The following is a 14535-nucleotide window of genomic DNA, read 5'->3' on the forward strand; positions in this document are numbered from 1 at the left end:
GTTGGCGAGTGGAAAACCGGGTTGTCGGGCGCGCCGTTCGTTACGGTCCGGCGCGAGGGGAGGGGCGCAATGGCTGACGAGGTTCGCACCACGCAGTGTTGCATCGCGGGGGGAGGCCCCGCGGGGATGATGTTGGGCCTGTTGCTCGCGCGAGCCGGCGTGGATGTCACCGTGCTGGAGAAGCATCCCGACTTCTTGCGTGACTTCCGGGGCGACACAATCCATCCGTCCACGTTGGAGTTGATGCATGAGTTGGGGTGGCTGGAGGAGTTGCTGGCATTGCCTCACCAGAAGGCGCCCATGCTGCGTTTCCAGAATGGCTCACACGACGTGGTGGTCGCGGACTTCACGCACCTGCCCACCCACGCGCGTTACATCGCGTTCATGCCGCAGTGGGACCTGTTGGATTTCCTCGCGCGCAAGGCTTCCGCGTACCCGGGCTTCCACCTGCGACGGTGCGCGGAGGTGACGGACGTGCTGCGTGAGAAGGGCCGTGTCACCGGCGTCCGGGCGCGGACGCCCGAAGGCACGTTGGAGGTGCGGGCGTCGCTGGTGGTGGCGGCGGATGGGCGCACCTCGGTGGTGCGTCAGCGCGCGGGCTTCGAAGTGGAGGCCCTGGGCGCGCCCATGGACGTGCTGTGGTTTCGTGTCGCGCGCAAGCCCACGGACCCCGTGGACCCGATGGGCCGCTTCGAGCAGGGGCAGATTTTCATCCTCATCAACCGGGGCGATGCGTGGCAGTGCGGCCGGGTCATCGCGAAGGGGAGCTTCGACGCCCTGCGCGAGGCGGGCTTGCCGTCCTTCCGCGAGGACTTCGCGCGGATGGCGCCCTTCCTCGCGGACCGGACCCAGGACCTCACGCACTGGGACGACGTGAAGCTGCTCACCGTGCGGGTGGACCGGCTGCGCACCTGGTATCAGCCCGGGCTGCTCTGCATTGGTGACGCGGCGCACGCGATGTCACCCGTGGGGGGCGTGGGCATCAACCTCGCCGTACAGGACGCGGTGGCCGCGGCCAACCTCCTCGCGGGTCCCTTGCTGGCCCGTCACGTGACGCCCATGGACTTGCGCCGCGTCCAGGAGCGCCGGGAGTGGCCCACGCGCCTCACGCAGCGGGCGCAGGTGCTCATCCAGAACCGCGTGCTCACGCCGGCGCTGCGGAGGCCCGCGCCGTCCCGGCGGTTGCCGCTGCCGTTGTGGCTCGTTCAGCACGCGCCCGTGCTGCGCCGCATCCCGGCGCGGCTCGTGGGCATGGGCCTGCGGCCCGAGCACATCCGAACGCCGGTGGCGCCGACCTCGCCGTGACGCGGTGCCGGGTTTACGCCCGGCCCGCCATCTTCGCCGCCCACCAGCGCAGGCCCACGAAGAGGAAGCGCCAGTCCTTGAGGAACTCGGGCGGCTTGCGCTCGAAGGCGTGCCCCACGAACTGGAAGCCCCACCCCACGGCGAAGAGCGTGGCGGGGACCTTCCACAGCCGGGGGATGAACGGTGAGGCGGCGGCCAGGGGCACCGACGCGGCGATCATCGGAATGCCCACGGTGTGGCACAGGCGATTGACGGGGTGGGTGTGGCTTTTCGCGTACTCCGAAATCCACTCCCCCCAGGGGCGGTTGCCGAGCATGAAGCCACGGTATGCATCCGCCCGCCCGGGAGAAAGGCGCCGCGGGGACGGCTGCTTGCCTGGCCCCGGGGATGCTTCGAGACGGGAGGCCCGTCATGGGCGCTCCCGTCTCGGGGGCACGACTCAGGTCGCCGGGGTCTCCCACGGGAAGTGGGTGGCGCCCAGCGCGGGCTTGAGGTCGAAGAGCCAACTGGCCTTCTCGTCGTACTTCGCGAAGAAGGGCTTGCCCACCAGCTCCGGGTCGCGGGACTGGATGAAGTGCAGGACGAAGACCTTCTCGCCGGCAATCTCCGTCACGCCGTCCACGCACACCTTGCCGGGCGTCGCGGACATGGACGGGCCGCGCACCGTGCGCGCCAGTCCGGACACCTTCTGGTACGCGCCCCGGAAGATGTCGTAGGCCTGGGCGAGCGGCACCGCGAAGTAGTCCTGCGGGCCGGTGTCGCGCTCCACGAACATGTAATACGGCACCATGCCGTGGCGCAGGTGCGTGCGCCACATGCTCTCCCAGATGGCCGGGTCGTCGTTGATGGTGCGGATGAGCGGCGCCTGGGTGCGGATGACGGCGCCCGTGCTGCGGATGCGGCGCACCGCCTCCTGGACAATCTCCGGCACCATCTCCGTGGGGTGGGAGAAGTGCGCCATGAAGGCCAGGCTCTTCCCAGAGGCGACGACCTTCTCGAACAGGCGGAGGGTGTCGTCGGCGTCCGCGTCGGTGACGAAGCGCTGCGGCCAGTAGGCCAGCGCCTTGGTGCCGATGCGGATGGCCTCCAGGTGCTCAATCTCCAGCAGCGGCTCGATGTACTTGGCGAGCACCGCCTCGCTCATGATCATCGGGTCGCCGCCCGTGAAGAGCACGTTGGTGACCTCGGGATGCGAGCGGATGTACTCCACCAGCGGCGCGATTTCCCGCGAGGCGAACTTCAGGTCCGCGTCACCCACGAACTGCGCCCAGCGGAAACAGTATGTGCAGTACGCATGGCACGTCTGTCCTTGCTTGGGGAAGATGAGCACCGTCTCCTTGTACTTGTGCTGCAGCCCCGGGACGGGCTCCTCATTGGCGAGCTTGGGGACGTTGAGCTCCATCTGCCCCGCGGGGTGCGGATTGAGCTTCGCGCGAATCTGATTGGCGGCCGCGTTCAACTCCAGCGTCGGCGCGCCCGAACGCAGCAGGTCGACCATCCGTGACACGTCCTCGGCGGGCAGCATGTCCGCCTGCGGGAAGACGAGCCGGTAGATGGGGTCATCGGGGGCGGCGTCCCAGTCGATCAGCTCGTCGACGACGTAGCTGTTGGTCCGGAAAGGCAGCACGTGCGCCACTGCTTGCACCGCGAGCCTTTCGTCCGCCGCCAGTCCAGCGCGCGTCGTCAGCTCCTCCAGGTGCCTCGTCGTGAAGGCACGGTAGCGACGTCCAGTGGACAGGGCCAGTGCCGCGTTTGACATGACGCTCACGCTTCTTCTCTCCTGTGGTAAGCAGGACGGCCGCGAGAGTGCACAACGGCCACCCTGGGCGGGTGGCCGGGGCGTGGTTACACACCGTTTGACCACCAACGAAGGGAGAGTCCGGTTACCACGCCGCGTGGGCCAGTGTCATCTCTCTCCTCCATGCGGGCAGGCGTGTTTCCACGGAGCGTCCAGGCGCTTCATGACGCCGCGTGTTGACGTGAGGGAATGACGCAGGGTGCCTTGAACCGCGAGGAATGCGGGCCGTCACCGCGGGTGGGGGCCGGCGCGCGGCTCGCGCACCAACAGGGGAGGGCACCGCATGACGGGGACGTACCGCGCGCTGCATGAGCGCTCACTCCGGGACCCGGAGGGGTTCTGGTCCGAGGCCGCCGAGGGCATCCATTGGTACCGGAAGTGGGACACCGTCCTCGATGATTCGCGGGCGCCCGTGTACCGCTGGTTCTCCGGAGGTCAGCTCAACACCTGTTACAACGCGCTCGACCGGCACATCGAGCAGGGGCGCGGCGAACAGGCGGCGGTCATCTACGACAGCCCGGTGACGGGCACGGTCCAGACGTACACCTACGCGGCGCTGCGTGAGCGCGTGGCGCGCTTCGCGGGGGCGCTGGTCCGCCAGGGCGTGACGAAGGGTGACCGCGTCATCCTCTATCTGCCCATGGTGCCCGAAGCCGTGGTGGCCATGTTGGCGTGTGCCCGCATCGGCGCCATCCATTCGGTGGTGTTCGGCGGGTTCGCGCCGCATGAGCTGGCGGCGCGCATCGACGACGCGACACCCAAGGTCATCGTCTCCGCGTCCTGCGGCATCGAGCCGAGCCGCGTCGTCCCCTACAAGCCGCTGCTCGATAAGGCTTTGACGCTCTCCCGGCATCAGCCGTCGGCGTGCATCATCCTTCAGCGCCCCCAACTGGCGGCCTCGCTCGTCCGGGGCAGGGATGTGTCGTGGAGCGAGGCCCTGGAGGGTGCCGAGCCCGCGGACTGCGTTCCGGTGGAGGCGACGGACCCGCTCTACATCCTCTACACCTCCGGGACGACGGGGCAGCCCAAGGGCATCGTCCGGGACAACGGCGGCCACGCGGTGGCGCTGCACTGGTCCATGAAGAACATCTACGGCGTGGCGCCCGGTGAGGTGTACTGGGCCGCGTCGGACGTGGGCTGGGTGGTGGGGCACTCGTACATCGTCTATGCGCCGCTGCTGAACGGGAGCACCACCGTGCTCTACGAGGGCAAGCCGGTGGGCACGCCGGACGCGGGGGCTTTCTGGCGCGTCGTCGCCCAGCACGGGGTGCGCGTCATGTTCACCGCGCCCACCGCGCTGCGCGCCATCAAGCGGGATGACCCCCAGGGCGAGCTGCTCGCGAAGCATGACGTGTCGAAGCTCCGCACGCTGTTCCTCGCGGGGGAGCGGTGTGACCCGGACACGCTCCGCTGGGGTGAGGCGCGGTTGCAGCGGCCCGTCATTGACCACTGGTGGCAGACGGAGACGGGCTGGGCCATCGCGGCCAACCCCATGGGCGTGGAGCCCCTGCCGGTGAAGGTGGGCTCGCCCACGGTGGAGATGCCCGGCTACGACGTGCGCATCTTCGACCCGGAGGGCCACGAGCCCGACCCGGGCACCATTGGCTCCATCGTGGTGAAGCTGCCCCTGCCGCCCGGGTGTCTGCCCACGCTGTGGCACGCGGAGGCGCGCTACGTGAGCGCGTATTTGAGCGCGTTCCCCGGCTACTACCTGACGGGAGACGCGGGCTACAAGGACGCGGACGGCTACCTGTTCATCATGAGCCGCATCGACGACATCATCAATGTCGCCGGGCATCGGCTCTCCACGGGCGCCATGGAGGAGGTGCTCGCCTCCCATCCCGACGTCGCCGAGTGCGCCGTCCTGGGCGCGGCGGACACCTTGAAGGGTGAAGTCCCGGTGGGCTTCATCGTGCTCAAGGCGGGCGTGCGGCGCCCGCACGAGGACATCGTGAAGGAGGTCGTCCAACTCGTGCGCGACCGGATTGGCCCGGTGGCCGCGTTCAAGACGGCGGCGGTGGTGCCCCGTCTGCCCAAGACACGCTCGGGCAAGATTCTGCGCGGCACGATGAAGAAAATCGCCGATGGCAGCGAATACAAGACACCCGCGACCATCGACGACGAGGCGGTGCTGGGCGAAATCGCCGAGGTCTTGCGAGGGATTGGCTACGCCCGGAAGGCGTAGACCGTGCCTGGCTGAAGCCCCAGGGGCTCAGCCGATATAGGAAGGCGGGTCGCTCGCGGGGAAGGACTCCATGGACCCCTCCGCGACGACGTCCCGCTTCCCGTTCGCGTCGCACGACTCACCGGGCCGGATGTTCCAGCGCCCGAGCTCGCCCGCGCCATACCGCGAAGGGTCGCGGTTGCCTGGCCGGACATCGATGGTCCGAAGCGGGCCGGTGCGCGCGCGGTATTGGGCCACGAACAGGGCGGCCTGGATGGCCGCATCCCCCAGGTAGAAGGCCGAGCGCCGCCCGCTGGCGTACAGCGACACATCCGCCACCAGCAGTGACAGCGAGCTCCAGGCGCCCAGGTGTCGCAGCTCGGGGGTGACACGGCCGCGTCGATGCGCGGTCAGCAGCGTCGCGCCCAGCGCGCAGACCAGTCCCCCCACCGTCCTCATCAGCCAGGGTTCGCGGATGGGCCCCATGCGCCGGGCGATGCTCTTCGGGCGGACCAGGGGCCACAGGCCCTTCAGCACGAAAAACGCGCCCTGCACTTCGGCTGGGTCTCTTCGGACAAGCGCACCGAGTCGTCTGTTCATCCGCCCTCTCCCTCCCGCGCTCAAGGTGCGTCCTGGCGTGGCGATGGGCACCCGTGCTTCGCGGCGGAGCGGCAGGCGCCTCCCTGGCTGACTGCTGGGGAGGGCGCCTGGGCCGCCAGTTCAGCGGGAGGGCGGCGCTGGCGTCCGGGGCAGGTGGACACGGAACGTGGTGCCCGCCTCCTTCGTGGAGGCCACGTCCACCTGGCCCCCATGGGCGCGGGCAATCTGGTCCACGATGAACAGCCCCAGGCCCACGCTGCGGCGTTCGACGCCGGCGGTGGTTCCGCGGGTCATCGGCTCGAAGAGGGTGGGCAAGAGCGCGATGGGGATGGGCTCGCCCGCGTTGCTCACACTCAGGATGACCTGGTGCGGCTCGCCCCGCACCGTCACGCGGATGGGGGAGTCGGGCGGGCTGTATTGCTGGGCGTTGGTCAACAGGTTGGTGAGTGCCTGGGTGATGCGGTCCGGGTCCCATGTGCCGTGGGGGTCACCGTCACAGGTCACCTCCGCGATGCGGTTTCCGTCCGGGGTCTGGACTTCCTCCACGGCTTGTCGGGTCAGCGCATGCAGGTCCACGGGCGTCGGATGGGTGGGAATGGGCCGCCCGGTGCGGACATAGGTGAAATCCAGCAGGTCGCGGATGAGCCGGTGGGCCCGGTCCGAGGCGCCGAGGATGCGATTGAGACCTCGCCGGACGCCGTCGTCCAGCGGCTCGGGCCGTTGCATCAGCCGGTGCGCGGACAGCGTGATGACGTTGAGCGGGTTGCGCAGGTCGTGACTGACAATGCCAATCAACTGCTCGCGCAGCAGCGTCGCTTCGCGTTCAGTCAGCAGGCGCGCGTCTCGTTCCTTCAGCGCGTCCTCCTGCTCCAACTGATGGCCCACCAGGTCTCCCAGGTGGCGGAAGACCTCGAGATGGCTTTCGGGCAGGGTGATGGGGTTGGCATCCAGGGCGCACAGCACCCCGAAGTAATCCCCGTTCCTCCGGTACAGCGGCACCGCGATGTAGCTCTCCACGCCATAGAGCCGGGGGGCGGGGTGGTCCTTGAAGCGCGGGTCCTGGCTCGCGTGGGTGATTCGCAGCGGCGCCAGGGTGCTGCGCACCGTGTTGCAGAACGTGGTGGTGATGGCCAGCGTGTCGCCCGGCTTCAGGCCGAAGTTCATCTCATCCAGCACGGCGCAGCAGGTCCAGTTGTCCTCGGTGACGCGGGCGACGACGGCCAGGCGCAGCCCTGTCGTCTGCGTCAGCACCCGGAGGACCGACTGGATGGCGGCGATGCGACCCACCGACTCGACGTCCGCGGTGAGCGGGGCGGTGTTGCGGATGTGGGGGTTCGGCGGCGGGGGGCTGTTCATGGGGCGCGGTCGCGACCCTACACCGCGCCTTCGCACCGCGCAGTGAGGACGGGGCGGACGAACGTCCAGCGGCTTCCACCGCACGCGAGGAGTGCCGCGGGTCCGTCCTGGAGTGAACGCCCCCTCGCGCCGGGAGGCATGTTTCGCGAGGACGCGCGTCGACGCGCTTGCGGGCGTCGACGCGCATCACGTCGCGGAGCCACTCCGTCGTCGGCGCGCTCCCGTGCGGGGGCGTCCTCCGAGGGGCGGGGCCTACCGCCGGGCCGGCGCGGGCGCCGGGGCCGCGCGCATGGCGGCGCTCTGGCTGTAGGCGTCGCACAGCTCCAGGTACTCGTCGCTGTCGATGTCGAGCGCCGCCGCCCGCATCTTCTTGACCTTGGGCTTCTTCAGCGTGGTCTTGATTTGAATCAGCTTGAGGGTGGGGATGCCCATGTAGGACTGGCTGTAATACATGTTCTCCTGCATGTCCTCCCAGGCGATCAACAAGCCATCCGCGAAGCGGATGCCCTCGCGTCCGATGATGAGCGCGGGCTTGTCCAGGCTGGTCAGGCCGCGGATGCAGCCGACGAGCATCCACACCATGCAGGCCGTCAGAAAGCCGCACAGCGCCATGGCGCCGGTCTGGCCCAGCAGCCGCAATGTGAGCGCTCCGAAGAAGGTGGACGCGAGGGTCCAGATGACGGCGCCCACGATGAGCTTCGTGCGCGAGTAATAGATTTCCCGAGGCTTCTGCGCCTTCTGCCTGTTCTGAGCCGAGCTGTAGATTTCCATGACGTAGGACCTGTGAGGGTAAAAGGGGTTCAGGCGGCCAGCCGCTGGGACAAGAAGGCCAGGAGGACGGGGGCGTTGACGATGCGGGCCTCATCCACCTTGATGGACCTGCCGTCCGCGGTGATGATCAGCTCGCGGGTGGAGACGCCCTGGTCGAACTCATCCTGGAAGCGGATGTTTTCGATGTCGTCCCAGCGCATCAGCCGCTTCTTGTGGGTCAGCCCCGCGTTGCTGAGGGAGAGCGGACCGAACGGCACCTGCTTGCCCGCGGCGACCTGGCGGTGCACGCCCGTGAGCAGGACCTCGACGACGTGGTCCGTCACGTATTCGTACAGCGAGTCCGCGTCGTCCCACAGGTTCAACCGCAGCCGATAGGTGCCCCCGCGGTGCTTCAACACGAGCCGGTCGTGGTTCTTCACCGGGGTGATGGCGCTCACGTTCCGCCACGCGATGCGCGTGGTGCCGGCGCGCAGCCCTTCCGAGCCCACCTCCAGGACCTTGGGCGCCAGCATCCAGGCGATGAAGTCGCTGGCGCGCCAGAAGATGAAGTAGAGCCCGCAGGGGACGCCGAGCAGCATGAACACGGGCCCGAAGTGGGACCGGAACATGCCCTTGATGAAGTCCGCCGGCAGCAGGTAGATGCCCCCGAACGAAAGAAACGCCGCGAGCACCAGGTAGATGAGGACGCCGCCAGCGGCGAGCCAATACAGGGTGGGCTTGGGAAAAACCCGGGTGTGAAAGTTCTTCAGCGGAGCCTCCGAGGCGTCCTGGATCGGCTTCGGGAGCCGCATCGAACAGGACGCGCACCTATAAACAATCGCGTGTGTCTTTGCGACGAGATTCGCGCTCGCGCTGGGAGTGCGCCCGGCATGGCTCGGAAACGCGCATGTTTCATACGCCGCGTGATGCTTCGATTTGCTCAGGTGCGGCGAAATCGAGAATCGAAAGAGGTGTTCTCAGTTCGTGAGAGGCGATGGTAGGTGTCTTCGTGAAACACAGCCTTTTCGTGCATGTCATGGCTGAGGCGCGGTTCTCCCCGGTGATGTCACTGAGTGGCGTGTGATGCTTCCCCGGAAGTCCGGGGCAGGGCGCGCCGGCCGCGCATCCAGGGGACGTGGACGCCGGTGGTCCGGAGCCAGGGCGGCCGCGGCTGGTGGCACGTCGAACTGGTGGCGCCGACGCGAACCTGGGGGCACGGCCGCGCGCGGCGACCCGGGCGTCCGTGCGGCCGCGCAAGGCCACCTGCGCGTCAGTAATGCCTTGCACGGCAACCTGTGTGCAGCGAGGCCGCGCAAGGCAATGGGTGCGTCAGTGACGCGGGCCCGGCAGCCTGTGCGAGGCGACGCCACACAAGGCAATGGGTGCGTCATTGAGGCCGTGCGGAGGACCTGACGGGCATGATGCGTCTTTGCCCTCAACCCACGCCGCGCCGCCTGCTTCGGTACCTCCATGGCCCAATCCGCGGCAAGCCCCGGGCAATGAAAAGGCCCGGCCTTGAATGCACGCCTCTGAAAATGCCGCGGTGCAGGATGCCCATGTCTGGGAGGGCATCCCTGGGATGCCAGGTGTGGGAAAAGGTGCCGACGGCGGGTGGGTGTCTTGCCCGATGACATTCATTGTCATAGGGTCAAGGACTTACGGGGGGGCGGGGCATCGGCGGGCAACGCAAGTCCTTCCCGTCGGACACGTCCATGACGCCGGCCTCCCCTGGGCCTTCATCCCAAGCGAGGAGCTGTCGCCACGTCATGTTCACCCGGACCCTCCGACAGAGTTTCCGACGCCAGGAAGGGCAGGCGCTGGTCCTTGCCGCGTTGATGGTGCTGGTGATGTCCCTGGCGGTGCTGGCCACCGTCAACATCGGCCATACCGTGCATGAGCGCATCCGCCTCCAGAACACGGCGGACGCGGCGGCGTACTCCATGGCGGCCATGGAAGCCCGGGCGTTCAATTTCTACGCATACGCCAATCGTACACAGGTGTCGCACTACGTGTCGGCGATGATGTGGCAGTCCCTCCTGTCGCTCATCTACTCCGCGGAGGCCTTCCTGACGGACCTGTACGGGTTCATGAAGACGCTGAACCCCTGCGCGGGGCGGCCTCGAGGACTCTGGGCCATCGTCTGTCCCTTCCTGCAACTCGTGCCCGTGGTCGGCGCCATCATCCGGGTCGTCAGCCGCGTCATGACGCTCTACCGGGATATGGTCCTGAAGTTCGTTCAGGGCGTCATCAAGGCGGCGGATCCGGACTACTGGATTGGGCAAATCATCGTCCCCGCGCACCGGGTGCTGAACGGGGTGATGTACTTCGCGTCCCAGTCGATGATGATGTCGGCCTCCACCCACGTGGTGCAGTCCACGACGACGGTCATCGACGACAACGACAGCAACGTCAATTCGATGATGAGTCAGCTCGCGACAGGCGCCTACAGCCAGTGCCTGTTCAGTCAGGCGCACAATCCGCACGCGGGTGGCAGCCCCCTGAATCCCGGCTCCTGGAAGAATCCCTTCAGCGCGCTCGACGTGACGAAACGGGCCAAGAACGACCCGGTGGCCCGCGTCAAACGCGCCATGGGCGGCATCTCCAATGCCACGCGGTATGCGTGTGACGCCGGGCCCTCGGCGGGGCCGTTCGACTGTCCGGAGGGCTTCGTCACCAACCGCGGGCTCGGCTCCGTGCTGCCGTTCCCCGCGGAGCTCGACTTCCTGCAGGACTTCCTCGACCGAGGCGTCGACATCCCGAACGTCATGCAGTTTGGAAAGCTGGGCCAGACGCGGATGCTCTCGTCGGGCTTCCCCACCGCGAACTCGCTCCGGCAGGGAAGTGGGCCTGGCAACGAGGGGCGGAACTACATCCGCGATTGGAATGACAATGCCCAGCCGTGGGGGATGATGGCTCAGGGCGACAACATCGGGGCGGATGACCCGTATTGGATCAACATCGGCCCCCCCGAGGCGAACCTGGGCATCATCAAGCTGGACAACCCCCTGGCTTGCACCAAGGACGACGACTACTGGAAGTGCTTCGGGGACAACCGCCGGCGCAAGGGGGACAACAACACCGCCAAGTTGCCCTACCGGCACATGATGAAGACGAGCGTCTGGGCCCTCAACGACGTGGACAGCGGCAGCCGCCGAGGCGGGCTCCACTGGCGGGTCAACTACTCCAACTATGGCCGGGGCTGGGGCGGACACGTGCGCCCCCGGGGGCGGGAGGGGGACGTGGGCATCCACGCCGAGGAAATCTGCGTGGTGAGAATCCTGGGGAGCTGCCGGCTGCACATGGATGTCCATACGGCGAACGTCCGGCCCGTGCAGGACGGCAACCACCGCTGGGTGGGGCTGGTGCCCTTCATGCACTTCGAGCCGGGACAGCTCGGCTCGGTGTGCAACCCCATGGCGAACGCGAACATGCAGAGCGCCGCCACGCGTCAGGTGGACTTCAACCAGCCCTCCACCTGGGTGGCGTTGAACAAGTCTCCGGACCAGGTGGTCAACCGGGACAACCGGGACGGCACGGGCACCAACGCGCCCGCCCTGCTCAACGACGAGGGGAAGGTGAAGTTCGCCTTCACCCCACAGAGCGAGGGCCTGGAGATGATGAACAACCGCAAGAAGTTCCTCGGCATGGTCGAGGGACTCAACGTCGTCTCCCGCGGACAGGCCTACTACCACCGGCCTGGGAACTGGACGGAGCAGCCCAACTTCTTCAACCCCTACTGGCGCCCGCGTCTGGCGTCCGTGTACCAGGGCCGCCACTCCCTGCCCGCGCTGGGCGGAATGATGGACGCGCTGCCCGGGCCGCTTCGGGGCATTGCCCCGAAGATCGTCACGCACTGAGGCCGCGTCCTTCGTCCCCGTGGGGGTCTCAGCCCACGGGGAGCGCGCTGGCCTCGTACTGCTTCGCGAAGTCCTCGCTGGGCGGGATGGGCTTGATGACGTCGATGAGCACGCCATTGGGGTCGGCGGTGATGAAGTGCCGCTGGCCGAACGCCTCGTCCCTCAGCGGCAGGAGGATGGGGAGCCCGGCGGCCTGCACGTCCCGGTAGACGGCGTCCGGGTCCTCGACCTCGAAGTTCAGAATCGTCCCGGCCACCGTGCCGCCCCGGGCCGACGCGGGCACCGTCTCATGCCGTCCGTCGAGGATGGCCAGGGCCACCTGCTCGGCGTCGTCCGACTGGAGGTGGACGTACCAGTCGCTGGTGAACCGGGCGCTGAAGCCGAAGTGCTTCGTGAAGAACGCCGCCGTGCCCGCCACGTCGTTCGTCATGATGACCGGGTAGTAACTGGTGATTTTCATTGGGTTTCCTTTCAGGCCTTGCCTTTCATTGAGGTAACATACAGGCTGCGTGTATGCAATCCCGCAAGCATCGAAGCAACGATGAGCGCAGCGCCGCCACGCGGCACGCCCTGGTGAGCGCGAGCAGGGCGCTGTTCGTGGAGAAGGGGTACGCGCAGACGTCGACGCCGGAGGTGGTGGCGGCGGCCGAGGTGACGCGAGGCGCGCTCTACCACCACTTCGCGGACAAGCAGGCGCTGCTGCGGGCGGTGCTCGAACGGGAGTTCGCGGAGCTGCGCCAGGCCATCGACGCGTCAACGCCTGCCTCCTTGCCCCCCAGGGAGGCGCTCATCGCGGGGAGCCTCGCGTACCTGGACGCGATGGCCGTCCCAGGCAGGACGCGCCTGCTGCTCGTGGACGGGCCCGCGGTGTTTGGCCACGCGGAGATGATGGCCTTGGATGAGGCCTCCGCCGCGGGCTCACTGCGGGAGGGGCTGGCCGCGCTCCTGGGCGACGGGCCGTTGATTGCCGCGCTCGCCAGTCTCTTGTCGGCCGCGTTCGACCGCGCGGCCCTGGCCATCAGCGCGGGCGGCGACGCGAAGGCCTACCGCGCGGCCATGCTCGCGCTCATCGAGCGCGTCACCGTGGGCGTCGGTCCTTGAGCGGCAGGGGCTCCAGGGTGGTCGGCTTCGGGGCGCCGGACAGGGCCGAGAGCAGGGAGACCCGGATGCAGGTCGCCACCACGCCCAGGTAAGCAACGCGGGCCGCCGGTTGACGTACGCGGCCCGCGAGCGTTCCAGGCGACACGGCGGGGACAGGCATTGCGCCGGGTCCCGCCGCGCCACCCGTTGAGACATCAGCCGCCGATTTCGACGTTCTCCATCACACCCAACGCGTCGGGGATGAGGAGCGCGGCGGAGAAGTAGGTGCTCACCAGGTAGTTCGTGAGCGCCTTGTCGGTGACGTCCATGCGGCGCACGGAGAGACCGGGCTCCACTTCGTCGGGGAGGCCGGTGCGCCGCAGGCCCACGACGCCCTGGTCCTCCTGGCCGGTGCGCAGCACGAGGATGGAGCTGGTGCGCTGCTCGGTGACGGGAATCTTGTCACACGGCAGCATGGGCACCCCGCGCCAGGCCATGCAGGGGCTGCCCTGGACGTCGACGACGGTGGGGTAGATGCCCCGGCGCGTGCACTCCCGGCCGAACGCCGCGATGGTGCGCGGGTGGGCCAGGAAGAAGCGGGACTTCCGGCGCCGGCTGAGCAGCTCATCCATGTCGTCGGGCGTGGGCGGGCCGTGACGGGTGTGGATGCGCTGCTTGAGGTCGGCGTTGTGCAGCAGGCCGAAGTCGCGGTTGTTGATGAGCTCGTGCTCCTGCCGCTCCTTCAGCGCCTCGATGGTCAGCCGGAGCTGCTGGTCCGTCTGGTCCATGGGGTCGCTGAAGAGGTCGGAGACGCGCGTGTGGACCCGGAGCACCGTCTGGGCCACGCTCAGCTCGTACTCGCGCGGTGACAGCTCGTAGTCCACGTAGCCACCCAGGATGGACGGCTCGCCGGCATGGCCCGCGGCCATGGGGATGGCGGCCTGGCCCATCTTGTCCTGGGGCTTCTTCAGCCGCTCCCGGAACTTCTCCACCTGGACGCGCAGCGTGGCGGACCGTGTAATCAGGTCCTCGAAGTCCTTCTGGGGCAGGGACATCACCGTGCACGGCGTGGTGGCCTTCACGGTGAAGTCCCACACGTCGTCGGACTCCGCCACGGCCTGGTCGCCGAAGTGGTCGCCGTCCGCCAGCACGTCCAGGGTGACCTGCTCGCCGTAGAGCCCTTCGCGCAGCTTGCGCGCCTTGCCGTGGGCCAGCAGGAACACGTGCTCCGCGGAGGTGCCCGCGGTGACGATGACGTCACCCGCCTTGTAATGCGTCTGGGTGAAGCGGTTGGCCAGGGCCTGAATCACCTCGTCATCGGCGCTCAGGCCGCGCAGCAGCGGCAGCTTGAGCAGCTCCTGGGGGATGATTTGCACCTTCGCGCCGATGTTGCTGAACACGAGGCGGTCGTCCGCCACCGCGTAGCTCAGCCGCCGGTTGACGCGGTACGTGCCGCCCGTCACTTCCACCCACGGCAGCATGCGCAGCAGCCACCGGGGGCTGATGCCCTGCATCTGCGGGACGGTCTTGGTCGTCGTCGCGAGCTGCCGAGCCCCGGCGGTGCCGAGGCTCAGCCGCGCCGCGTCGTCAGCGCCCGTCTTCAATGGATTCGCCATGTGAAACCT

General features: G+C 68.1%; 12 protein-coding genes. 4 read left to right on the forward strand and 8 right to left on the reverse strand.

Translation table 11 applies throughout. The features are described 5' to 3' along the window. The first annotated feature begins 69 nt into the window (after positions 1–69). Complete coding sequence (locus A176_RS03100; RefSeq protein ID WP_002636831.1) at positions 70–1305, forward strand: FAD-dependent oxidoreductase; 1236 nt, start codon at positions 70–72, stop codon at positions 1303–1305. 13 nt (positions 1306–1318) lie between these two features. Here A176_RS03100 and A176_RS03105 read toward each other — a convergent pair whose 3' ends face one another. Together A176_RS03105 and A176_RS03110 are read right to left on the reverse strand one after the other, a co-directional pair. Continuing rightward, a complete protein-coding gene (locus A176_RS03105; protein WP_002636830.1) occupies positions 1319–1621 on the reverse strand; it encodes an Mpo1-like protein in 303 nt (100 codons plus the stop codon). A 123-nt stretch (positions 1622–1744) separates the two neighbouring features. Then, complete coding sequence (locus A176_RS03110) at positions 1745–3064, reverse strand: KamA family radical SAM protein (protein ID WP_044889740.1); 1320 nt, start codon at positions 3062–3064, stop codon at positions 1745–1747. Positions 3065–3386: 322 nt separating this feature from the next. Here A176_RS03110 and A176_RS03115 point away from each other — a divergent pair, with 322 nt between their 5' ends. Then, positions 3387–5288 (forward strand): propionyl-CoA synthetase, encoded by a 1902-nt coding sequence (locus tag A176_RS03115; protein ID WP_002636828.1) that lies wholly within the window; start codon positions 3387–3389, stop codon positions 5286–5288. 27 nt (positions 5289–5315) lie between these two features. Here A176_RS03115 and A176_RS03120 read toward each other — a convergent pair whose 3' ends face one another. From A176_RS03120 to A176_RS03135, 4 genes are all read right to left on the reverse strand, one after another. Then, positions 5316–5822, reverse strand: coding sequence for a hypothetical protein (locus A176_RS03120; RefSeq protein WP_002636827.1), 507 nt, complete (start codon positions 5820–5822; stop codon positions 5316–5318). A 165-nt stretch (positions 5823–5987) separates the two neighbouring features. Further along, on the reverse strand, positions 5988–7223 hold the full coding sequence (locus A176_RS03125; RefSeq protein ID WP_002636826.1) for a GAF domain-containing sensor histidine kinase: 1236 nt from the start codon (positions 7221–7223) through the stop codon (positions 5988–5990). Between the two features lie 252 nt (positions 7224–7475). Further along, positions 7476–7994, reverse strand: a complete 519-nt coding sequence (locus A176_RS03130; RefSeq protein ID WP_002636825.1) for a hypothetical protein — start codon at positions 7992–7994, stop codon at positions 7476–7478. A 29-nt stretch (positions 7995–8023) separates the two neighbouring features. Next, positions 8024–8785 (reverse strand): DUF6585 family protein, encoded by a 762-nt coding sequence (locus tag A176_RS03135; RefSeq protein ID WP_002636824.1) that lies wholly within the window; start codon positions 8783–8785, stop codon positions 8024–8026. A gap of 954 nt (positions 8786–9739) precedes the next feature. Between A176_RS03135 and A176_RS03140 the strand changes: the two genes are divergently transcribed. Then, positions 9740–11830 (forward strand): TadE/TadG family type IV pilus assembly protein, encoded by a 2091-nt coding sequence (locus tag A176_RS03140; RefSeq protein WP_002636823.1) that lies wholly within the window; start codon positions 9740–9742, stop codon positions 11828–11830. A 28-nt stretch (positions 11831–11858) separates the two neighbouring features. Here the strand turns inward: A176_RS03140 and A176_RS03145 are convergent, their stop codons facing one another. Further along, on the reverse strand, positions 11859–12290 hold the full coding sequence (locus A176_RS03145) for a VOC family protein (protein WP_002636822.1): 432 nt from the start codon (positions 12288–12290) through the stop codon (positions 11859–11861). 53 nt (positions 12291–12343) lie between these two features. On the opposite strand from A176_RS03145, the gene A176_RS03150 reads away from it, so the two are divergent. Next, on the forward strand, positions 12344–12931 hold the full coding sequence (locus tag A176_RS03150) for a TetR/AcrR family transcriptional regulator (protein ID WP_002636821.1): 588 nt from the start codon (positions 12344–12346) through the stop codon (positions 12929–12931). A 194-nt stretch (positions 12932–13125) separates the two neighbouring features. On the opposite strand, the gene A176_RS03155 is transcribed toward A176_RS03150, so the two are convergent. Beyond that, positions 13126–14526: a family 2B encapsulin nanocompartment shell protein gene (locus A176_RS03155; RefSeq protein ID WP_002636819.1), complete on the reverse strand. Its 1401-nt coding sequence runs from the start codon at positions 14524–14526 to the stop codon at positions 13126–13128. Positions 14527–14535: the final 9 nt, after the last annotated feature.

It is taken from the genome of Myxococcus hansupus (genome assembly GCF_000280925.3).
Taxonomy (GTDB): Bacteria; Myxococcota; Myxococcia; order Myxococcales; family Myxococcaceae; genus Myxococcus; species Myxococcus hansupus.

Bases quoted from the DNA above. Each gene is read 5' to 3' on its own strand.
- A176_RS03100 (WP_002636831.1), top strand. From the start codon at position 70: ATGGCTGACGAGGTTCGCACCACGCAGTGTTGCATCGCGGGGGGAGGC.
- A176_RS03105 (WP_002636830.1), bottom strand. From the start codon at position 1,621: ATGCTCGGCAACCGCCCCTGGGGGGAGTGGATTTCGGAGTACGCGAAA.
- A176_RS03110 (WP_044889740.1), bottom strand. From the start codon at position 3,064: ATGTCAAACGCGGCACTGGCCCTGTCCACTGGACGTCGCTACCGTGCC.
- A176_RS03115 (WP_002636828.1), top strand. From the start codon at position 3,387: ATGACGGGGACGTACCGCGCGCTGCATGAGCGCTCACTCCGGGACCCG.
- A176_RS03125 (WP_002636826.1), bottom strand. From the start codon at position 7,223: ATGAACAGCCCCCCGCCGCCGAACCCCCACATCCGCAACACCGCCCCG.
- A176_RS03130 (WP_002636825.1), bottom strand. From the start codon at position 7,994: ATGGAAATCTACAGCTCGGCTCAGAACAGGCAGAAGGCGCAGAAGCCT.
- A176_RS03135 (WP_002636824.1), bottom strand. From the start codon at position 8,785: ATGCGGCTCCCGAAGCCGATCCAGGACGCCTCGGAGGCTCCGCTGAAG.
- A176_RS03140 (WP_002636823.1), top strand. From the start codon at position 9,740: ATGTTCACCCGGACCCTCCGACAGAGTTTCCGACGCCAGGAAGGGCAG.
- A176_RS03145 (WP_002636822.1), bottom strand. From the start codon at position 12,290: ATGAAAATCACCAGTTACTACCCGGTCATCATGACGAACGACGTGGCG.
- A176_RS03150 (WP_002636821.1), top strand. From the start codon at position 12,344: ATGCAATCCCGCAAGCATCGAAGCAACGATGAGCGCAGCGCCGCCACG.
- A176_RS03155 (WP_002636819.1), bottom strand. From the start codon at position 14,526: ATGGCGAATCCATTGAAGACGGGCGCTGACGACGCGGCGCGGCTGAGC.